This window comes from Streptomyces fodineus (genome assembly GCF_001735805.1).
In the GTDB taxonomy this organism is placed as follows: Bacteria; Actinomycetota; Actinomycetes; order Streptomycetales; family Streptomycetaceae; genus Streptomyces; species Streptomyces fodineus.
The window spans coordinates 9,141,206-9,160,323 of record NZ_CP017248.1 but is presented as its reverse complement, the minus strand read 5'-3'; the positions used below and the strand labels follow the sequence as shown (position 1 = coordinate 9,160,323).

At 72.8% G+C, this 19,118-nt stretch carries 21 protein-coding genes; 12 read left to right on the top strand and 9 right to left on the bottom strand.

The annotated features are described in order from the left end of the window. Positions 1–88: 88 nt before the first annotated feature. From BFF78_RS39770 to BFF78_RS39760, 3 genes are all read left to right on the top strand, one after another. Entirely contained in the window at positions 89–439 is a 351-nt protein-coding gene (locus tag BFF78_RS39770; RefSeq protein ID WP_069782896.1) for a winged helix-turn-helix transcriptional regulator, read from the top strand. A gap of 365 nt (positions 440–804) precedes the next feature. Beyond that, complete coding sequence (locus BFF78_RS39765; RefSeq protein ID WP_193433698.1) at positions 805–1,377, top strand: TetR/AcrR family transcriptional regulator; 573 nt, start codon at positions 805–807, stop codon at positions 1,375–1,377. Positions 1,378–1,403: 26 nt separating this feature from the next. Continuing rightward, a complete protein-coding gene (locus tag BFF78_RS39760; protein ID WP_069782894.1) occupies positions 1,404–2,570 on the top strand; it encodes a GDSL-type esterase/lipase family protein in 1,167 nt (388 codons plus the stop codon). Positions 2,571–2,585: 15 nt separating this feature from the next. Here BFF78_RS39760 and BFF78_RS39755 read toward each other — a convergent pair whose 3' ends face one another. Together BFF78_RS39755 and BFF78_RS48765 are read right to left on the bottom strand one after the other, a co-directional pair. Beyond that, positions 2,586–3,329, bottom strand: a complete 744-nt coding sequence (locus BFF78_RS39755; RefSeq protein WP_069782893.1) for a class F sortase — start codon at positions 3,327–3,329, stop codon at positions 2,586–2,588. 189 nt (positions 3,330–3,518) lie between these two features. After that, positions 3,519–3,830, bottom strand: a complete 312-nt coding sequence (locus BFF78_RS48765; protein ID WP_227026050.1) for a hypothetical protein — start codon at positions 3,828–3,830, stop codon at positions 3,519–3,521. A 6-nt stretch (positions 3,831–3,836) separates the two neighbouring features. Between BFF78_RS48765 and BFF78_RS48760 the strand changes: the two genes are divergently transcribed. Beyond that, entirely contained in the window at positions 3,837–4,478 is a 642-nt protein-coding gene (locus tag BFF78_RS48760) for a hypothetical protein (RefSeq protein ID WP_227026049.1), read from the top strand. A gap of 449 nt (positions 4,479–4,927) precedes the next feature. Continuing rightward, the gene (locus tag BFF78_RS39745) at positions 4,928–5,851 is read left to right on the top strand and encodes an SCO6745 family protein (protein ID WP_227026048.1); all 924 of its coding nucleotides are present in this window, start codon (positions 4,928–4,930) and stop codon (positions 5,849–5,851) included. Between the two features lie 716 nt (positions 5,852–6,567). On the opposite strand, the gene BFF78_RS39740 is transcribed toward BFF78_RS39745, so the two are convergent. Further along, complete coding sequence (locus tag BFF78_RS39740; protein ID WP_069782890.1) at positions 6,568–7,779, bottom strand: cytochrome P450; 1,212 nt, start codon at positions 7,777–7,779, stop codon at positions 6,568–6,570. Further along, positions 7,776–8,489, bottom strand: coding sequence for a cyclodityrosine synthase (locus BFF78_RS39735; protein ID WP_227026047.1), 714 nt, complete (start codon positions 8,487–8,489; stop codon positions 7,776–7,778). Before BFF78_RS39735 ends, BFF78_RS39740 begins: the two co-directional genes overlap by 4 nt. 188 nt (positions 8,490–8,677) lie before the next feature. On the opposite strand from BFF78_RS39735, the gene BFF78_RS39730 reads away from it, so the two are divergent. From BFF78_RS39730 to BFF78_RS39715, 4 genes are all read left to right on the top strand, one after another. Continuing rightward, the gene (locus tag BFF78_RS39730; RefSeq protein WP_069782889.1) at positions 8,678–9,556 is read left to right on the top strand and encodes a fructosamine kinase family protein; all 879 of its coding nucleotides are present in this window, start codon (positions 8,678–8,680) and stop codon (positions 9,554–9,556) included. Between the two features lie 220 nt (positions 9,557–9,776). Continuing rightward, complete coding sequence (gene tgmA, locus BFF78_RS39725) at positions 9,777–9,968, top strand: putative ATP-grasp-modified RiPP (RefSeq protein ID WP_069782888.1); 192 nt, start codon at positions 9,777–9,779, stop codon at positions 9,966–9,968. A 17-nt stretch (positions 9,969–9,985) separates the two neighbouring features. Further along, a complete protein-coding gene (gene tgmB / locus BFF78_RS39720) occupies positions 9,986–10,969 on the top strand; it encodes an ATP-grasp ribosomal peptide maturase (RefSeq protein WP_069782887.1) in 984 nt (327 codons plus the stop codon). Positions 10,970–11,004: 35 nt separating this feature from the next. Further along, positions 11,005–11,892: a Gfo/Idh/MocA family protein gene (locus tag BFF78_RS39715; RefSeq protein WP_069782886.1), complete on the top strand. Its 888-nt coding sequence runs from the start codon at positions 11,005–11,007 to the stop codon at positions 11,890–11,892. Positions 11,893–12,052: 160 nt separating this feature from the next. Here BFF78_RS39715 and BFF78_RS39710 read toward each other — a convergent pair whose 3' ends face one another. Then, positions 12,053–12,415: a hypothetical protein gene (locus BFF78_RS39710; RefSeq protein WP_069782885.1), complete on the bottom strand. Its 363-nt coding sequence runs from the start codon at positions 12,413–12,415 to the stop codon at positions 12,053–12,055. A gap of 45 nt (positions 12,416–12,460) precedes the next feature. After that, on the bottom strand, positions 12,461–13,369 hold the full coding sequence (locus BFF78_RS39705; protein WP_069782884.1) for a GNAT family N-acetyltransferase: 909 nt from the start codon (positions 13,367–13,369) through the stop codon (positions 12,461–12,463). A gap of 242 nt (positions 13,370–13,611) precedes the next feature. Here BFF78_RS39705 and BFF78_RS39700 point away from each other — a divergent pair, with 242 nt between their 5' ends. Continuing rightward, on the top strand, positions 13,612–14,718 hold the full coding sequence (locus tag BFF78_RS39700) for a PP2C family protein-serine/threonine phosphatase (RefSeq protein WP_069782883.1): 1,107 nt from the start codon (positions 13,612–13,614) through the stop codon (positions 14,716–14,718). A 12-nt stretch (positions 14,719–14,730) separates the two neighbouring features. On the opposite strand, the gene BFF78_RS39695 is transcribed toward BFF78_RS39700, so the two are convergent. Further along, complete coding sequence (locus BFF78_RS39695; protein WP_069782882.1) at positions 14,731–15,171, bottom strand: Lrp/AsnC family transcriptional regulator; 441 nt, start codon at positions 15,169–15,171, stop codon at positions 14,731–14,733. Positions 15,172–15,204: 33 nt separating this feature from the next. Beyond that, positions 15,205–16,554, bottom strand: coding sequence for a transaminase (locus BFF78_RS39690; RefSeq protein ID WP_079161669.1), 1,350 nt, complete (start codon positions 16,552–16,554; stop codon positions 15,205–15,207). A gap of 289 nt (positions 16,555–16,843) precedes the next feature. On the opposite strand from BFF78_RS39690, the gene BFF78_RS39685 reads away from it, so the two are divergent. Beyond that, the gene (locus tag BFF78_RS39685; protein ID WP_069782881.1) at positions 16,844–17,311 is read left to right on the top strand and encodes a hypothetical protein; all 468 of its coding nucleotides are present in this window, start codon (positions 16,844–16,846) and stop codon (positions 17,309–17,311) included. A gap of 4 nt (positions 17,312–17,315) precedes the next feature. Here BFF78_RS39685 and BFF78_RS39680 read toward each other — a convergent pair whose 3' ends face one another. Beyond that, positions 17,316–17,555, bottom strand: a complete 240-nt coding sequence (locus tag BFF78_RS39680; RefSeq protein WP_099055012.1) for a hypothetical protein — start codon at positions 17,553–17,555, stop codon at positions 17,316–17,318. A gap of 250 nt (positions 17,556–17,805) precedes the next feature. On the opposite strand from BFF78_RS39680, the gene BFF78_RS39675 reads away from it, so the two are divergent. Continuing rightward, the gene (locus BFF78_RS39675) at positions 17,806–19,056 is read left to right on the top strand and encodes a serine hydrolase domain-containing protein (protein WP_069782880.1); all 1,251 of its coding nucleotides are present in this window, start codon (positions 17,806–17,808) and stop codon (positions 19,054–19,056) included. Positions 19,057–19,118 lie beyond the last annotated feature (62 nt).

Genomic DNA, 19,118 nt, shown 5'->3' with positions numbered 1-19,118 from the left:
CAACTCCCGTACATATCAAGGTATGCGGCCTTACGGCCTGATGGGTTATGTGGCCTTACGGCCTGATGGGTTGGAGAATTGGACACCGATGACACGCAGCCGCGCCCAGGATCCGAACGTCTGCGGAGTGACCGCCGCGATCGCCGTGATCGACGGCAAGTGGAAGACGTCCCTGCTGTGGCTGCTGGAGTCCGGCCCGCACCGGCCCGCCGAACTGCGGCGCCGGCTGCCGGGGTTGAGCGAGAAGGTGCTGACTCAGGCGCTGCGCGAGATGGAGGAGGACGGCCTGGTGCACCGGGAGGTGTACGACGTGCTGCCGCCGAAGACGGTGTACACGCTCACCGGTTTCGGCCGCGACCTGTCCGAGGCGCTGGGCCCCGTGTCCGACTGGGGACACCGCCGCCTGGAGCGGCTGCGCGAACGCGGGGCAGCGTCCTGACACACCACCGCCGTCACCTCCTCTCGCACCGGCGCCATAGCCCCTGACCTCGCCGAACAGCCTCCCCCGGCCGGGTGGCGGCTGCCAAGTACGCACAAAAAAGTGGGTATGGGCCAGCGCCGGTCGCCCCGATTCGGGCTCGCGACAGGCCGCCGAGCGCATCGCCCTTGGCGGGAGTCTTGCGCGACGTGGCGGCCGGTACAGACACCAGGCCGGTCGCAACGACCGGCGGGGGAACCAGCAGCGCGGAAAGCGCCTCCCGCCTGACCGTCTCCGGCAGCCCCTCCGATGCCTACATCACTACTTCACTTGCCTATAGGGCTTAGGAAGCTCCATAATTTGTTATGGCAGATCGGAGATAGATGATGGTTCGTGCGGGTCTGACGACCGAGCGCCTGGTCCGTGCGGGCGCGGAACTCGCCGACGAGGTCGGCTTCGACCAGGTCACCGTGTCCGCGCTGGCCCGGCGGTTCGACGTCAAGGTCGCGAGCCTCTACTCGCATCTGAAGAACTCCCAGGACCTCAAGACCCGGATCGCGCTGCTGGCGCTGGAGGAGCTGGCCGACCGTGCCGCCGACGCGCTCGCCGGCCGGGCCGGCAAGGACGCCCTCACCGCGTTCGCCGACGTCTACCGCGACTACGCCCGCGCACACCCCGGCCGCTACGCGGCGACCCGGTACCCGCTGGACCCCGAGGCGGCGGCCGCGAGCGCGGGCGGCCGGCACGCGCAGATGACCCGGGCGGTCCTGCGCGGCTACGACCTGGCCGAACCCGAGCAGACCCACGCGGTCCGTCTCCTCGGCAGTGTCTTCCACGGCTACGTCAGCCTGGAGTCGGCCGGCGGATTCAGCCACAGTGCCCCCGACTCCCAGGAGTCCTGGACGCGGATCCTGGACGCCCTCGACTCCCTGCTGCGCGACTGGCCCAACCCCTCCTGACCCCCTCCGAAACGCAGGCCGACACCATGCACACCACCCCGCTCACCCCCGAACTCCTGCGCGGCGCCCTCGATCTGGAACGCACCGCCCACGGACTGCTGCCGCACCGGTTGCCCGCCCGCGCCCGCGCGCAGTGCGCCGACCCGCAGCTGGCCATGGTGGAGTCCCAGCCCTCCGGCGTACGGCTCGTCTTCCGGACCCGCGCGACCACGATCGAGCTGGACACCCTGCCGACCAAGCGGGTCTACGTCGGCGCACCGCCCCGCCCGGACGGCGTGTACGACCTGCTCGTGGACGGACGTCCGGCCGGCCGCGGCAGCGTCGCCGGCGGCAACACGCTCACCATCGACATATCCGCCGGCACCTCGGAGCGGCGGCCGGGCGAGGCCGGCACCGTGCGCTTCGCCGGGCTGCCCGACGCCGTCAAGGTCGTGGAGATCTGGCTTCCGCACAACGAGACCACCGAACTGATCGCCCTGCGCACCGACGCACCCGTCGAGGCCGTGACGGACGGGGACGGCAAGGTGTGGCTGCACCACGGCAGTTCCATCAGCCACGGCACGGACGCCACGAGCCCGACCAGCACCTGGCCGGCGCTCGCCGCGTCCCTCGGCGGGGTGGAGCTGATCAATCTGGGTCTGGGCGGCAGCGCCCTGCTCGACCCGTTCACCGCGCGCGCCCTGCGCGACACGCCCGCCGACCTGATCAGCCTCAAGCTCGGCATCAACGTGGTCAACGCCGACCTGATGCGGCTGCGCGCGTTCGGTCCGGCCGTCCATGGCTTCCTCGACACCATCCGCGACGGGCACCCCGACACCCCGCTGCTCGTCGTGTCGCCGATCCTGTGCCCCATGCACGAGGACACGCCGGGCCCGACCGTCCCGGACCTCGACGCCCCGGGCGAAGGACGGCTGCGGTTCCGGGCGGGCGGCGACCCGGCGGAGAAGGCGAGCGGGAAACTCACCCTGGGTGTCGTCCGGGAGGAACTGTCCCGGATCGTGCGCGAGCGGTCGGCCGAGGACCCGCATCTGCACTACCTCGACGGCCGTGAACTGTACGGCGAGGCCGACTTCGGCGACCTGCCGCTGCCCGACGGCCTCCACCCGGACGACGCCGCGCACCGCCGCATCGGCGAACGGTTCGCGGCGCTGGCGTTCACGCCGGGCGGCCCCTTGGGGGACGGCGCCGCCTGACGCGTACGGTCCGGCTCACACCAGGTGGGCGAAGACCACCAGGTTGTCGGTGTAGTCCTTCGCCGAGTGGTCGTAGGCCCCCGCGCAGGTGATCAGCCGGACCTCCGGGCGCTGGGCGTCGGCGTAGACGCGCTTGCTGGGGAAGTCGTCCTTGGCGAAGGTCTCGGCGGCGTCCACGACGAAGTCGGCGTCGCGTCCGTCGGCGCGCTCCACGGTGAAGCGGTCGCCGTGCTTCAGCTCGTCGAGGTTGGCGAAGACGGCCGCCGAGGTCGTCGTGTCGACATGCCCGGCGATGATCGCGGTGCCCTTCTCCCCGGGCGCGGCGCCCTTGGCGTACCAGCCGACCAGGTTGGTGTCGTCGGCCGGTGGCGGCTCGAGCCGGCCCGAGGCGCCGATGGCCAGGGTGGTGAACGGGGTGTCCACGGAGATCTTCGGGATGACCAGGCGGGTCGGTGTGGACCGGGGCAGCTCCGTGCCGGCCTCGTCCGGATCGTCCTCGGCGGTGGCGCTCGCATCCGGTCGCCCGGTGCCGCTCGCGTCGGGCTGCGCGATGGCGCTCGGGGCGGACGGCACGGTAGCGCTCGCACCCCCGGCACGGGACGCCTGCGGCGTGGTGCCGTCCGAGGTGTGGTGACCGCCGAACACGCTGACGGCGACGAGGAGGATCGCCACGCCCCACAGGGTCAGCCGACCGCCACGGCCGGAATTCCGCCCGTCAGCCGGTTCCGTGGGGGTCGGGGAGGAGGGATCTGCTGCCATCGGACACCACCTCACTCGGGCACGGCAGCACGGGGATCAGGACAGGGGCGCCGGCGCGGGTGGCCCGGCGCGCAGGGGACGGGGGAACGTACGTGCGGGGGAACGCAAGGGTCCGCCCGCCGCGGGTGCGGGCCGCCGACGCGCCGGACGCGTCGGCGGCGGCCGCAGCCTCTGGAACCAGTCGTCGGATCAGGACGCCGACTCGCCGGCCTTCTTGCGGCGCAGCAGGTACATGCCGCCGGCGCCTGCGGCCAGCACCGCGAGACCGCCCGCGGTGACGGTGGGAGTGGCGAGCGCGCCGCCGCCGGTGTGCATACCGCCGTGCGGCTCGCCGTGACCGCGGCCCTTGCCCCGGTCACCACCGTGGTCGTCGCCGTGCTCGTCGCCACGGCCTTGGTCGCCGCCGTGGTCGTCGCCGGAGCCGTGCTCGTCGTCACGACCCGAGCCCGAGCCCCAGTCGTCGCCGCGCACCGCGGCGAGGGCCCCACCACCGGTGTGCACGCCACCGTGCGGCCCACCGCGACCGCGGCCCTTGCCCCGGTCACCACCGTGGTCGCCACCCCGGTCGCCACCCCGGTCGCCACCCCGGTCACCACCCCGGTCACCACCCCGGTCACCACCGTGGTCGTCGCCGTGGTCGTCGCCACCGCCGTGGTCCTCGTCGGAACCGTGCTCGTCGTCGGAGCCGTGCTCGTCGTCGCCGCGCACCGCGGCGAGGGCCCCGCCACCGGTGTGCACGCCACCGTGCGGCCCGCCGTGACGGCGGCCCTTGTCGTGGCCGCCACCGCGGTCGTCGCCGGAACCGTGGTCGTCGCCGTGGTCGTCGCCGCGGCCTTGGTCGCCGCCGTGGTCCTCGTCGGAACCGTGCTCGTCGCCGGAACCGTGTTCGTCGTCGGAGCCCCGGTCGTCCCCTCGAACGGCGGCGAGCGCTCCGCCACCCGTGTGGATTCCACCGCGCGGCCCGTCGTGTCCGCGTCCCTTCTCGCGGTCGCCGCCGCGATCATTGTCGTGGCCGCGACCCGAGTCGTCGTCGCGGCCGTGGTCGTCGCCGGAACCCCGGCCGTGGTCCTGGCTGTAGGAGGAGCCGTCACGGCCTCCGTCGTCACTCGCAGGGACGGCGAAGGCTGCAGTGGGTGTTGCGAAGGCTAGAGCGGCGGTGACTGCCGCTGTGGCCAAAAGCATGCGGGCAGAACGCATAGCGATGTCCTTCCGCCGTGGCCGGTTAGCGGATACCTCATCAGCTGGATGGACCCGGCCTCGACATGAACCACCGTCAGTGAGGGCGCACGCTCCCACCATCCGAGCCACCCAGCCGGGTCACTGTGCCACCCGTCTGCCCCATCGATCCGCCCCCGCGACCCCTCCATCCGGGGGAATCACCCGGCGCGTCGCGCCGCTCTTACCCGGCCGGGCGTTGTACACGCCGCCCTCCCCCACCCGGCAGCCCCGCTCGTAGGCCTGCCGATCGGGGCGCAGCCGTAGGGGCAGAGGCACCCGGACGGCCGCCGGATCCCCCGCACATGCGTCCCCGAAGTCGTGCGTCCGGTCCCTGCGCGGGTGAGTCCCCCTTGTTATGACCGGCGTCATAGCGCAGGCTGGTGCCGACACGGCAGCACGGCAGGTCGACGCGGTGGGAGGAAGCGGTGGCGGACGCGATGGCGCGGGCCCTGTGGGAGCGGTACGAGCCGGTGCACGATCTCGTGTACTTCGCGCCGGAGGTGCGCGCGGCGGCGGACGCGCTCGGGATGCGCGGCTACTGGATGGGGTACGTCGCGCTGCGGGCTGCACCGCTGGGCGCGGTCCCCCCGTCCGTCGTGACCAGCTGTTTCTACGTCTTCCACCCCGCCCGGGTGACCCGCGCCCTGCCGGACGCCTGGGCGTACGCGGCTCCCGCCGACGTGCTGGCCGCGCGCCTCGATGCCCTGGACGCGGCGATGACCGGCCTGTTCGGACGGGACACCGTCGCCTCGGCCGACTTCGCCGAAGCCGCCGACCTCGCCTGGGAGGCCGCCACGGCTGCGGACACCACGGGCCGGGTGCTGGCCGCCGCCAACCAGGCGCTGGAGCGCCCGGACCGTCCCACCACGCGACTGTGGCAGGGACTGACGACGCTGCGCGAGCACCGGGGCGACTCGCATGTGGCGGTGCTGGTGAGCCAGGGGCTCGGGCCGGTCGAGGCGATGCTGCTCAAGGCGGCGGCCGGCGAGTCCGACGGGGCGCTGCTGCGGGAGTCGCGCAAGTGGGAGCAGGCGGACTGGGACGCGGCCGGGGTACGGCTGCGGGAGCAGGGCCTGCTCGCGGCCGACGGGTCGCTCACCCCGGCCGGTGCGGCCGTACGCGCGGAGGTGGAGGCGCTGACGGACGCGGCGGCCGAAGGCCCGTGGACCGCGCTCGGCGCCGATCGCACCGCCCGCCTGGCCCGTCTGCTGGAGCCGCTCTCCCGCACGGTCGAGGACTCGGGCCTGCTGCACCCGGGCAATCCGGTGGGACTGCCCCGGGGGCCACAGCCCGTCGGCCCCTGAGGGATTACCCGGGGAGCCGCGCCGGAAGCCCCCGGGGCACGCCCCATCGGCCGCCGAGCGCCTTCCGGTCGATCCCCCAGAGACCGACATCGGCACCACAACCCACCGACCGCCCCCGACCGACCCGGAGGCATCCCCCGAAACACGCCCGAAGTCACCACCGACCAAGCACCAGACCACCCTTCCGCGAACCCCGAGACCTCATACACCGGCCGCCGCCGACCCTCTTCGGCCAGTCCCTCAGAGACCGACATCGGCACCACAACCCACCGACCGCCCCCGACCGGCCCAGAGGCATCCCCCGAAACACGCCCGAAGTCACCACCGACCAAGCACCAGACCACCCTTCCACGAACCCCGAGACCTCACACACCGGCCGCCGCCGACCCTCTTCGGCCAGTCCCTCAGAGACCGACATCGGCACCACAACCCACCGACGACCCCCGACCGCCCCCGGCCGATCCGGAGGGATCCGCGGGCTTGTGTGCCGTCGGCCCGCGGGTCGGGCCCCGGGAGTCGCGCCTCGTCAGACCGCCCGCGTGCGAGGTGCCTTCCCCGGTGGGGGGCGCCCCCCAGCACCCCCGGGACCTTGCGGTGGCCGCCGCGGCAGCGGCGCTCCGGTGCCATCGCCGGCCCGGCCCCGGCACGGCCCGGCGGCGCCCCCGCCCGGGACGCCGGGCCGGGGGGCGTCCGTACGGACGGCGGGGTGTCGGCGGCTACCAGGTGACCGGCAGCCGCTCGGGGATGCGCTTCATGAAGCCGGTGCGCCACACCAGCTGGCCCGGAGGTACGGCGAGCGCGAGGTCCGGGAGCCGGTCGAGGAGGACCTCCAGGGCGATCCGGGCGTGCGCGCGGCCGAGGGCGGTCGCCGGGCAGTAGTGGGCGCCGCCGCCGAAGGAGAGGTGGTCGGCGGTGTTGTCGCGGTGGACGTCGAAGCGGTGCGGGTCGGGGAACTTCGCGGGGTCGAGGTTGGCGCCCTCCACCAGGACCAGGACGAGTTCGCCCTCGTGTATGTCGACGTCGCCGAGCCGGACGTCCTCCAGGGCGAGGCGGGGCAGGGCGTCGCCGATGGAGAGGTTGACCCGGAGCAGTTCCTCCACGCCGGGCGCGATCAGGTCAGGGCGGTCCCGCAGGAGATCGCGGGCGATGGGGTGGGTGAGCAGGTAGACCAGCGCCATCGCGAGGAAGCCGGAGGTGGAGATCACACCGGCGCCGAACATGGTGACACCGACCGTGGCCAGCATCTCGTCGGTGAGGTGGGCGTAGTCCGGGTCCTCGCGCAGGGCGGCGAGTTCGCCCATCAGGCCGTGGGTCGCCGGGTCGTCGAGCAGAGCCGCCATCCGGGCGATGTCCCGGTCCCAGTTGATCTTCGCACCGGTGATCGGGCACGGCGAGTTCATGAAGGCGATGTCGAGGCTGCGCAGGAAGGCCGGGGCCTCGGTCTGCGGGATGCCGAGGATGCGGCAGTGCATGCCCGCCGAGTACGGCTCGCAGAACGCGCTGCGCAGGTCGGCCGTCGGGCCGTCGGCCAGCAGCTGGTCCACCAGGCGGTGCGCCTCCCCGCGCAGCCACTCCATCAGGCCGGGCGACTTCGGGTTGAGCGCCTTCAGTACCGCCCGGCGCAGCCCGGCGCCGGTGATGTTGCCCATGTTGTTCACGACCTCGGGCGGGATCGTGAGCGCGTACTGCCGGGGCACGCCGGGGGCGGAGGTGTCCTTCAGGGAGAACCGGTCGTCCTTCAGGACCTGCGCGCACAGGTCGTACGACGACACCAGCCAGGCCTCGTCGCCGGCGATGGTCCGCACGCGCCGTACGGGGGTGGCGGCGCGCAGCTGCTCGACCTCGGCGGGAACCCGGGTGCCGTCCCAGGAGAACGGGAAGTCGAGCAGGAGCGGGTGGTCGGTGCGGATGCCGGGGGCGGTGGTCATGCGGCGGTTCCTTCCAGGGCGGCGGCGGGGGTGACGATGGCGTGGCCCTGGTTGCGGGAGGCGCGCAGGCCGGCGCCGCGGGAGTACAACAGCTCGGCCATCGGCAGCAGTTGGTGGTAGCAGTTGAGCGAGGAGGGCACCTTGAGGATGGCGGGGGTGTCCAGGAAGAGCGGGGCCTCGGCGCACACGTACTCCAGGCACACGGCGCGCTGCCGCTCGGTCGGTTCCTCGCCACGCGCACTGAGGAAACGATTCACCAGGGCGTCGCAGACGGCCCGGAAGGCTCCGTCGGAGGCCAGGCGCGCCGTGAGGTGCCGGTGGATCTCCTGATAGGCGGGGTTGGTGCGGAACTCCGACATCGGGTGCCAGTCCAGCCGCAGCCCCTCCGGGTCGGCCGCCGACACCGCGTCACGGACCTTGGCGCGCACGCCGCGCAGGTTCTTCACCGCCTTGCGCCGGGCCTCGTCCGGTGGATAGCCGGACGCCTCGTACATCTCGGCGACGTACAGGTCGGTGTAGACGAAGTCGACCTTGTCGAAGTGGTCCAGCCCCCAGCGGGCGAGGTCGTGCAGGCGGCGGGCGGAGAAGTAGCTGTTGCCCGGGGACACACCGATCACGGCGTGCGCGCCCTCGCCCAGGATGACTTCGCAGTGGGAGGTGTACGGCTGGACTTCGAAGACGTCGGCCATCAGCACGGATGCTGTGGTCAAAGGGGAAATCCTCCGCCGCGCGCAAGTCCCGGCGGGGCCCTGTGCCCCTGGTGTAGCAACGCGGCGCCCTCACGCTAGCCGTACGGAATCAGCACGGGTAGTTACCGCCTAGGTTTGGCTGAAAGCAGTCGTAGTAACGGTCGAAGTCCCCTACGGCCGACCTCCGTTGGTGGCCGTACGCTGGAGCCGTGGTCAACCGAGACGAGGATCACGAGGATCCGGCACAGGCGGCGTCCCGGCTCACCGGACGCCCGGCAACCGGCGCACGGGCGGCCTCCGGGTCTCCGGCCGAGGTGACGCTGGACGGTGGGACACCGGTGATGGTCAAGCGCAGTGACGCTCCCGGAGCCGTACGCGCCGAGGTGGCGGGACTGCGTTGGCTGGCCGCCGCGGGCGCGGTACGGGTGCCGGCGGTACTCGGCCACGACGAGCGCTGGATGGTGACCGAGTGGGTGGCGACCGGACGGGCGGATCCCGGGGCGGCGCTGCGTTTCGGCCAGACCCTGGCCGCCCTGCACGCCGCGGGTGCTGCGGATTTCGGGGCGCCACCGCCGGGCGGCCCCGTGGACGCGTACATCGGCCTCGCCCCCATGCGCAACGCGCCGGGCCCCGACTGGCCCCGCTGGTACGCCGAGCACCGCGTGCTGCCGTATGTGCGTGCCGCGGTCGACCGCGGCACGCTCCGCCCGGACGAGGCGGCCGTGTTCGAGCGGGTCTGCGCGCTCCTGCCGGACCTGGCGGGACCCGCCGAGCCGCCCGCCCGGCTGCACGGGGACCTGTGGAACGGCAATGTGCTGTGGGGTGCCGACGGCGAGGTCCGGCTCATCGACCCGGCCGCGCACGGCGGACACCGGGAGACCGACCTGGCGATGCTCCGGCTGTTCGGCTGCCCGCATCTGGACAGGGTGCTCGACGGGTACCAGGCTGCGGCACCGCTCGCGGCCGGCTGGCGCGAACGGGTGGGCGTGCACCAGCTGTTCCCGCTGCTGGTGCACGCGGTGCTGTTCGGACGCGGGTACGCCGAACAGGCCCTGACGGCGGCCCGGAGCGCACTGTCGCTCACCTGACGACCCGGCAGATCCGCGGCCGCGCAACGCCACGGCCCCGATCGGCGTCATGTGCCAGTGCGGGCGCTCCGCCTGGCCCGCACCGCAGTGCGACAGCCTTCTGTCGTCCCCTCGTCCGGGGCCCTTCCGGCGCCCCTCCGGCCCATGGTTACTCAGCGTGAGGAAACCAATCACCCGTTCGATTCGTATAAGGACGTGAAAGCCTAATCAGGGAGAGACCATGCAACCCTTCACGCTCAACTACGCGCGCCCCGCTGTGCAGTTGGACGTCACCATTCCGTATGCGTATGACTCCGGACTGCAGTTGAACGTCCTCCCGGACGGGCGGATCGCCGCCAACGACCACGCGACCCTGAGAGCTCTGGGGACCACGACCTCGACGGCGGGTTCCAAGACTCACTTCGACGACTGAACCGCGGATTTCGACAGATGACCGTGCTCATCCTGACCAGTGAAGAGGACGTGACGGCGGACATGGTGGTCCTCCGGCTGGGCGAGGCCGGCGTGCCCGTCGTCCGGCTCGACCCCGCCGATCTGACCAACGGGGTGGCGCTGTCGGGCGAGTACGTGCAGGGCGCCTGCCGCGGACACCTGTCCGTCGGCGGGCGCCTGGTGAGCATGAGCGGCCTGCGCTCCGTCTGGGTGCGCAGGCCCGGGAACGCGGCCGCCCGCGCCGCCCAGCCGTCCGCCTGGCTGACGGAGGAGTCGTCACAGGCGCTGTACGGCATGCTCCGCAGCACCGACGCGCGCTGGATGAACCATCCGGACGCCGCCCGCCGCGCCCGCCACAAGCCCTGGCAGCTGCATCTCGCCCAGGACAGCGGGCTCGCGGTGCCGGCCACGCTGATCACGACGTTCCCGCAGGCGGCGCGGGCGTTCGCGGAGCGCTTCCCGGACCTCGTGGTCAAACCGGTGTCCGGGGCGCATCCGCAGGAACCGCCGCGTGCGGTGCCGACCAGCCGGGTGGCGCCGGACACCGACTTCTCGGCGGTGGCCTTCGGTCCGACGCTGCTGCAGCGGCGGATCGTCAAGCGGGCCGACATCCGGCTCACCGTCGTCGGCGACACGCTGCTCGCCGCGCGCAAGCCCGCCGACCCGGACGCCCACCCGGACGAGGTGGACGTCCGTTTCGCTCCTTCGGTCTCCCCCTGGCTGCCCACGGACGTGCCCCCGCGCGTCGCCGAGGGCGTGCGGCGGTACATGAGGGGCGCGGAACTGGCGTACGGCGCATTCGACTTCGCCGAGGACGCGGACGGGATCTGGTGGTTCCTGGAATGCAACCAGTCGGGCCAGTTCGGATTCGTCGAGATGGACACAGGTCAGCCCATCGCCGCCGCGATCGCCAAGTGGCTTGCCGGGGACGGGGATCGGGGCGGCAGGTGTGCGCAGGGCGACGGGGGCGCAGCCTCTTGAGGGTGCGGGGATCGGCTCGGAGAAAGGAACGCCCTATGCGTATCGGACTGCTGGGAACGGGCCCGTGGGCCCGGGCGGCGTACGCCCCTGCCCTCGCCGAGCACCCCGGCCTGGAGTTCGCCGGGTTGTGGGGCCGCCGGCCGGAGGCGGCCACCGAGCTGGCCGAGCAGTACGACGTTCCCGCGTACGACGACGTGGACGCGCTGCTCGCCGACGTGGACGCGGTGGCCGTGGCCGTGCCACCGGTCGTGCAGGCCGGGTTGGCGGTGCGGGCGGCACGGGCGGGCCGGCATTTGCTGCTGGACAAGCCGCTCGCGGTGTCCGTCGCCGAGGGGCGGGCCGTCGTGGCCGCGGTGGAGCGGGCCGGGGTGGCTTCGGTGGTCTTCTTCACCGCGCGCTTCCAGAAGGAGCCTGAGGCCTGGATCGACGAACAGGCGGCCGTGGCAGGCTGGTTCACGGCCCGCGCGCAGTGGCTGGGGGCCGTGTTCACCTCCGACAGCCCGTTCGCGAACTCGCCGTGGCGGCGGGAGAAGGGCGCACTGTGGGACGTCGGCCCGCACGCGCTGTCGGTCCTGCTGCCGGTCCTCGGCGACGTACGCCAGGTCGTGGCGGCGGCGTACGGTCCCGCGGACACCGTGCACCTGGTCCTCGACCACGCCACCGGCGCCTCGAGCACCCTCACGCTGAGCCTGACGGCGCCGCCCGCGGCGGCCGGGGCCGATGTGGAGCTGCGCGGCGAGGCGGGCGTGACGCTGATGCCGGGCAGCTCCGAAGGCGCGATCCCGGCGCTCACCCGCGCCACCGACGCCCTGCTGGCAGCGGCCCGCTCCCGCCGCCCGCACGCCTGCGACGCCGGGTTCGGCCTCCGGGTCACCGAGATCCTGGCAACGGCGGAGGCCCGCCTGACGGACGACCGGGACTAGTCCCCGGCTCCGCGTGCCTCTGCCCACAGGCACCCTGGGCTCCGGTCCCGCCCCGGGGTGCCGGTGTGGGCAGAGGCCGCGTGTGAGCTCGGGAATCCACTGGCCGGCACAGGGCGACCGTGGCTCCGGACCGCGCGCTCCGGACGGCGCGGCGCCCCCGTCAGCCGACCGTCCGCCTCTCACCTCCCCGCTCCTCGAACGGCTCGTCGCTCCACCGGAACCATGCCCGGTCGCCCTCGATGTGCAGCAGGAACTCGGGGACCGGGCCGTCCGGTGACGACAAGGAGACACGGCGCGCTATCTCGTCGTACGCCGTCTCCCATTCCTCCCAGTCCTGCTCGTCGGCCTGTTCCAGCAGGGCCAGTTCACGGGCGAAGAGATCCTGCACGGCGGCGAAGCCCGGGCCTGCCGTGAACGTGCCCGACAGCCAGGGGAAGTCGGCCTCGTCGATCACGATGTCGCCGACCGCCTCCCCGTCGGCGCCCTTCGCGCGCACCCGCCACACCCCACCGTCGAAGCCCATGGCTCCTCCCCCGTGTCGTCGCCGATCACCACTGCCGACAGCATGTCACCCGCCGCTGACAACGCCGTCGGCCCGGAAGTTGATGCGTTCGCGTACGACGGGGTAGCCGACCGTGGCGAAGTGTGCGGCCATGGGGAAGTTGGCCTGGTCGGTGGCGGCGGCGATGAACTCGGCGTCCCGGTCGGCAAGGAAGTGGGTGCATTCGGCGAGCAGGTCGTAGGCGTAGCCGTGGCCTCGCTGTTCGGGCAGAACACCGATGAACCCGACGCAGGGGCCGGCCGAATTGCGCGCCGGGATGTGAATGCCGACCGTCTCGCCCTCGGGCGTGCGGGCGATCTGCCACCAGGTGCGCGGGGACGGGAACCAGTGGAAGAGGTCCAGCTCCTGCTGTGCGGCCAGGTCCGGTCCGCCCTGCTGGATGGCCCGGCGGGCGTGGGCGTCGAGGGTGACGGAATGGATGCGGCGCAGCAGGTCGAGGAACACCGCGTCGTCCGGCTCGGTCGCGAAGACCAGGCGGCCCGGCCGCTTCGGCAGGCCGCGGTCCGGGGTCCAGCGGTACAGGAAGCGCTCCACGAGCGGCGTGTAGCCGGCCGCGCGGGCGGCGGCGGCCCGGATGTCCGCCGCGGCCCGCAGGCGGGGGTCGGTGCGCCAGCCGGCGGGCAGGTCGAGTTCGAGTTCGTCGGTCCGCCAGGCTGCCGTCCGCAGGAGTTCGGCTCCGGCCGCCTCCTCGCCCTCGGCCACGTCGAACCAGTTGATCAGCAGCGGCTCGGGGTCCTCGGGCCCGCCCCACCAGGCGGCCCGGGCCACGGTGCGGCCGTCGCGCAGAGCGATGCGCTGCCAGTCGGGGCGGTAGCGGGTGTTCCGGTGCTTCTCACGGAAACCCAGCGGGTCGGGCATGGTGTCGAAAAGGTGCGCGCTGTTCTCGTCGAGCGCGCGGATGACCAGGGTGGTCATGCATTCCTCCGGGATGCGTGCCGCATGGCGGCGGGGACGCGCTCCCGGTCAGGTCGGGCACACCCGGGTGACGGGGAGGTGGGAGCGCGGGATGACAGTGGCCATGACGCTCGCCTCCTTCCGTCCGTCTCGGGCGTGCCCACACACGTTAGGGCGGCCGCGCCCCGGGCGTCCACCGCTTTTCGTCGGGGGCTCGTCCCAGGCGGGAGGCCCGGGTGCGCGGGTCGGCGTAGCTTGGGGATGTGACATCGGTGCGCGGCGGGTCGTCGCATCGGAACCGGGAGGATCGCGGCTGGTTGCGGGGCGCGCCGCCGCCGTGGTGGGTGCGGGTGCTGCCCGTGGTGCTGCTCGTGGCCGTCAGCACGGCCACGGTGGTCACCGTTCACGCCCGCGACCTGGGCTTCCTGCTCGGAGCGATTCCGCCGCTGGCCGTCCTGTCGTACGGCCCGCTGGGCACCGCGGTCCTCGGTGCCGGGGTGGTCGCGGTCCTGAACATCCCCGCCACCCATCTCAACCGCCCCGGCAACACCGATCTGCTCACCATCGTGTTCGTGGCCGTGCTGAGCGTGTTCGTGTCGTACGTGCGCAGCCGCCGGGACGCCCAGCTGGACACGGAGCGGGCGATCGGCGAGGCCGTGCAGCGGGCCGTGATGCCGCCGCTGGCGAAGCGGGTCAGCGGTGTGGGGTGCGCGGGTTTCTACCGGGCCGCGCAGGACGGGACGCTGGTGGGCGGGGACTTCTTCGACGTGCGGGAGGGGCCCTTCGGGGTGCGCGCGGTGATGGGGGATGTGCAGGGACACGGGCTGACGGCGATGGCGACGGTGGTGGCGCTGCTGGGCGCGTTCCGGGAGGCGGTGCTGGACCAGCCGGATCTGGAGTCCGTCGCCGCGCGGATGGACCGCAGGCTGGTGGTGGACTCGGCGGGTGTGCGGCATGCGGAGCTGTTCGCCACGGGGGTGCTGCTGGAGTTCTCCCCCGACGGGCGTGCGGTGCGGGTGGTGGCCTGCGGTCATCCGGCGCCCGTGCTGCTGCACGAGGAGCACGCCCGGGAGGTGACGGTCGCAGCGGGACCACCGCTCGGGCTCGGGCTGCTCGGCGTCGACCCGCCGAAGGAGGTCACGGTGCCGCTCGGGCCGGGCGACCGGCTCTTCCTGGCCTCCGACGGGGTGTGGGAGGCGCGCAACGCCGACGGCACCTTCTATCCGCTGTCGGCGCGGCTGGCGTCCCTGACCGGCGCGCCGTCCGCCGAGCTGCCCGAGGCGGTGTGGGCGGACCTCATGCGGCGGCGTTACGAGGTGCGGGACGACGTCACCATGCTGGTGCTGGCGCCCGGGCAGCCGGTCGCCTGAGCGCCCCGCCGGTCAGCCCACGTCCCACAGGAAGCGGTGGGTGTGGATGCCGAAGTACGGGAACGACTGGATCTCCCGCACGCCTTCGAGAGGCCGTACGACGTCGTTGACGAAGTCCAGCAGGGCCTTCGGGCCGGGGGCGACCACCTCGGCGAACAGGTCGAATCCGCCGGACGTCAGCACCGAGTAGACGACCTCCGGGCGTTCGGCGAGGGCGTCGGCGACGGTGCGGGGGTCGCCGTCGACGCCGATGCCGAGCAGGGCCATGGCCTGTCCGCCCATGGCCATCGGGTCGGTGACCCCGACGACCTGGACGGCCCTGGACTCCAGCAGGCGTTGCAGCCGCTGCCGGGCCGCCGAGGCGGACAGGCCGACCTTGGGGCCGAGGTCGGCGTAGGCGATACGGCCGTCGGTCTGCAGCTCGCGCAGGATGGCCCGGTCGATCTCGTCCACGCGTGTCCTTTCGTGCGGGTGTGGCCGTGGGGCTCAGTCCGCCAGTTCGGCGAGCGCGGCGGCGAAGACCTCGGTGTGGGTGTCGACGTCCTGCTCGGCGGTGTCGGGGCACATGAGGGCCATGTTGTGGAACGGGGTCAGCAGGATGCCCCGGTTGGCCAGGTAGAGGTGCAGGAAGTCCTCCAGCTCCGGGTCGGAGGCGGCCGCGGACCCGGTGCCGGTGCGCGGTGCCGGGGTGGTGAAACGGTACTCGGTACGGGCGCCGAGCCGGCTCACCGACCAGGGCAGTCGATGCGCCTCGATGCCCGCGCGGGCGCCCGCCTCGAAGCGCTCGGAGAGCTTGTTCATCCGGGCGAACGCCTCGTCGGTGAGGACGAGTTCGAGGGTCGCCCGCATCGCGGCGACCGACAGCGCGTTGCCGGCGAGGGTGCCGCCGACGCCGCCCATGTCGACAAGGTCCAGGTCGGTGCGGGCCAGCAGCCGCTCGGCGAGTTCGGCGGACAGCCCGTAGGCGCCGGCCGGAATTCCGCCGCCGATCGCCTTGCCGATGGTCAGCAGGTCGGGTTCCAGATCCCATGCGGCCGTGCAGCCGCCGGGCCCGGCGGAGAAGGTGTGCGTCTCGTCGTTGATGAGCAGGCTGCCGTACCGCCGGGTCAGCTCGCGGACGCCGGTGAGGTAGCCGGGCTCCGGCAGGACGATGCCGATGTTGGTGAGGGCGGGCTCCATCAGCACCGCGGCGACGTCACCATGAGCCAGTGCGCGCTCCAGGCCGGCGAGGTCGTTGAACTCGGCCACCCGGCTGGTCAGGGTCACGTCGCAGGGGGCGCCGACGTTGCCGGGGCGTGCGGCGCCCGCGCCGTCCGGGCCGACGACGATCAGGGACTCGTCGACGCTGCCGTGGTAGCAGTAGCTGTTCACCAGGATCTTCGGGCGCCCGGTGACCGCCCGGGCGAGCCGGATCGCCCAGCGGTTGGCGTCGGTCGCCGTCAGCGAGAAGCTCCAGCGCGCCAGGCCGAACCGACGGGTCAGCTCGGCGCCCACCCACTCGGCGTCCTCCGTGGGCAGCATCGTGGTCGCCCCGCCCAGTCCGGCGAACCGCCGCTGCACGGCCTCGGTGACCGGGGCGGGCGAGTGGCCGGCCATGGCACCGGTGTCGCCGAGGCAGAAGTCGATGTACTCGTGCCCGTCCACGTCGGTGACCCGGGCGCCGCGCGCACCGGCCAGATAGCGGGGAAAGGCACCGGCCGTCTTGTTCATCCAGGTCATAGGCACCCGGCCGAAGAGGTGGTCGGCCCGCGCATGGGCCGCGCGCGAGCGCGGGTTGCGGCGCTCGGCCTCGGCGCGCTCCCGGCCCAGGAGGGCGTGCAGACGCGTGCGGTCCATGGAGTACCTCACTGGAGATGGTGGCGAATTCCGCGAGCTTACGCTCGAAACAGCGTCGATCTCAAGACATGACACGTGAATCGATTGCATCGGCGATCGGATCGAGCGCGCTCCTGAGATGCGACCACTGCGGGCGTGACGCATCCCCCTCCCTCAACCGACGAACAGACGGCCGGAGTTCGAACATCTCGGCTCAAACGCCAGGGTTCGCCACCCCTTCCGCCACATAGAAATATCTACGAGCATGCATATGCCGAGGGCAGGCGAGCGAAGACACCCGGAGCAGTGCATGACGAACACGATGTGGATGCGGGGCGTGGAGTGGCTGGCCGCGGCGGCTGGGGACCCACGGACCTGCAAATGGGAGTGGGATCACGGTGAGGGCGTGGCGCTGCTGGAGGCGGGCCGCTTCTGGGACGTGCTGAGCGTCCCCGACCGGCTGGGCCTGCTCACCCTCGACCTGCTGTGGCGGCCCGGCATACCGGTGCCGGGGCCGACGCTGATCGACACGGCGGCGGGCCGGGTCGGGTTCCTGCTGCCGCCGGACCCCGCCGGGGGCTGGGTGGGCGCCGGTCTGCGGTACGCGACCAAGGGCGCCTGGGTCGCCGTACCGCCGCCGTACCGGCCGGCGCGGTTCCTGGAGTGGCTCGTACCGCCGGACGGCTCCGGCACTCTCCACTCGCCCGGTGCTCTGGAGGAGGCGCTGCGGCAGGCCAACGGCACGCTCGCCGTCCTCGCGCCGCCGTGCGGGCAGTGAGGGATCACGGGCGCTCGGCCGGGGGCCGGGCACGCCGGGCGGACTCTGGGAGGACGGCCCATGGCACGTCCGGGCGTCCCGTGGGCACGGCCCGTCCCTGCGCCCGCCACTCGGCGACGAGCCGGGCGTAGATCGGTTCCCCGGCTCGCTCCGGCTGTGCGGGCCGGCCCGTCCGGCGCATCCGGTCCAGCCGGTCGATCCGGTCCAGCAAGTCCAGGCGGTGCGCCGGGTCGAAGCGGTTCATGCCGGGGCAACGCCCTTGGGACGTCACCGGCACGCCTCGCCCGGCCGGCTCACCGGGCCGGGTGAGGCCATCCCTCGAACGGCATCCTCCGCCCGTCGTACAAGCATCCCGCCGACCCTCTCCAGGGGGCGCGCCCGGGGGCCGTCCGCCCGGGGAGCGGGGCGGGGCGAGCGCTCCTATTCTGGGAAACGCCCGGGCTCCGAGGTCCCGCTCACCGCACGTTCGCCTCTCACGTGCTTGGAGTTCAGAGATGTCGCAATCATCCGCACGCCTGCGCCGGGGGGCCGCGGTCGCCGTCACGGTGGGGACGCTGATGGCACCCCTCGCCGCCGGGCCCGTTCGGGCGGCACCGGCCGCCGCGCCGGCCGCCCTCGCCGCCGACTCGCCCAGCCCGGCTCCCCCGGGACCGGCCGTCCGTGACCTCACCCCCGGCGTGGCACGCCAACTCGACGTCGCCGTACGGAGGGTGATGCGCGAGGCGAACATACCCGGCGTGACCGTCGGCATCTGGACGCCGGGACAGCCGGGTTACGTCCGCTCGTTCGGGGTCGCCGACAAGAGCACGGGCCAGCAGATGGCGCCGGACCTGTATATGCGCATCGGCAGCGAGACCAAGACGTTCACGGTGACCGCGCTGCTGCAGCTGGTGGACCAGAAGAAGGTCGGCCTGGACGATCCGATCGGCAAGTACATCGGCGGCGTACCCAACGAGAACCGGATGACACTGCGTCAGCTCGCCGGGATGCGCAGTGGGTTGTTCAACTACTCCGAGGACCCCGGGTTCGTCAAGGACCTGACGTCGAATCCGCAACGGCCCTTCACCCCCCAGCAGTTGCTCGCCCACTCCTTCAAGCATCAGGTGATGTTCCAGCCCGGGCAGAAGTTCTCCTACAGCAACACCAACCTCATCCTGCTCGGCCTGGTGGTGGAGAAGGAGAGCGGGCAGCACCTCGGCGACTACATCAAGGAGCACGTCCTCGATCCGGCGGGCATGACGCACACGCTCTTCCCGGCCGGCAACGAGTTCCCCACCCCGCACGCGCAGGGCTACACCCGGCAGACGGCGGACGGCAGGGAAGCCGACGCGGCCGACTGGAATCCGTCCTGGGGCTGGGCGGCCGGCGCGATGATCTCCACCCTCGGGGATCTGCACACCTGGGCGCGCACGGTCGCCACGGGCCAGTTCCCGGACGGGAGGCGGATGGTGGGTGCCGCCACGCAGAAGCAGCGGCTGATCACTCCGCAGACCGGCTCGATCAAGGGCGCCGGATACGGTCTGGGCATCTTCGACGTGCGGGGCTGGATCGGCCACAACGGCTCGCTGCCGGGCTACGAGTCGCTGACCGTCTACCTGCCGTCGACGCGGACGACGCTCGTCGTCCTCCTCAACACCGACACCGGCTACCGGTCCCAGGAGCCCAGCACCGTGCTGGGCGAGGCGATCACGAGGATCATCACCCCCGCGCACGTCTACAACCTGCCGGTCACCCGCACCGGGTGAACCACCGCACCGGTCTGGAACGCGGGGCCGCGACCGGTCCCCCGTTCCGGTCGTGCCCCGCG

Coding starts and splice junctions, on each gene's coding strand:
- tgmA (WP_069782888.1), top strand. CDS start 9,777: ATGCAACCCTTCACGCTCAACTACGCGCGCCCCGCTGTGCAGTTGGAC.
- BFF78_RS39690 (WP_079161669.1), bottom strand. CDS start 16,554: ATGGACCGCACGCGTCTGCACGCCCTCCTGGGCCGGGAGCGCGCCGAG.
- BFF78_RS39715 (WP_069782886.1), top strand. CDS start 11,005: ATGCGTATCGGACTGCTGGGAACGGGCCCGTGGGCCCGGGCGGCGTAC.
- BFF78_RS39755 (WP_069782893.1), bottom strand. CDS start 3,329: ATGGCAGCAGATCCCTCCTCCCCGACCCCCACGGAACCGGCTGACGGG.
- BFF78_RS39710 (WP_069782885.1), bottom strand. CDS start 12,415: ATGGGCTTCGACGGTGGGGTGTGGCGGGTGCGCGCGAAGGGCGCCGAC.
- BFF78_RS39675 (WP_069782880.1), top strand. CDS start 17,806: ATGTCGCAATCATCCGCACGCCTGCGCCGGGGGGCCGCGGTCGCCGTC.
- BFF78_RS39680 (WP_099055012.1), bottom strand. CDS start 17,555: ATGAACCGCTTCGACCCGGCGCACCGCCTGGACTTGCTGGACCGGATC.
- BFF78_RS39740 (WP_069782890.1), bottom strand. CDS start 7,779: ATGACCACCGCCCCCGGCATCCGCACCGACCACCCGCTCCTGCTCGAC.
- BFF78_RS39685 (WP_069782881.1), top strand. CDS start 16,844: ATGACGAACACGATGTGGATGCGGGGCGTGGAGTGGCTGGCCGCGGCG.
- BFF78_RS39765 (WP_193433698.1), top strand. CDS start 805: ATGGTTCGTGCGGGTCTGACGACCGAGCGCCTGGTCCGTGCGGGCGCG.
- BFF78_RS39705 (WP_069782884.1), bottom strand. CDS start 13,369: ATGACCACCCTGGTCATCCGCGCGCTCGACGAGAACAGCGCGCACCTT.
- BFF78_RS39760 (WP_069782894.1), top strand. CDS start 1,404: ATGCACACCACCCCGCTCACCCCCGAACTCCTGCGCGGCGCCCTCGAT.
- BFF78_RS39770 (WP_069782896.1), top strand. CDS start 89: ATGACACGCAGCCGCGCCCAGGATCCGAACGTCTGCGGAGTGACCGCC.
- tgmB (WP_069782887.1), top strand. CDS start 9,986: ATGACCGTGCTCATCCTGACCAGTGAAGAGGACGTGACGGCGGACATG.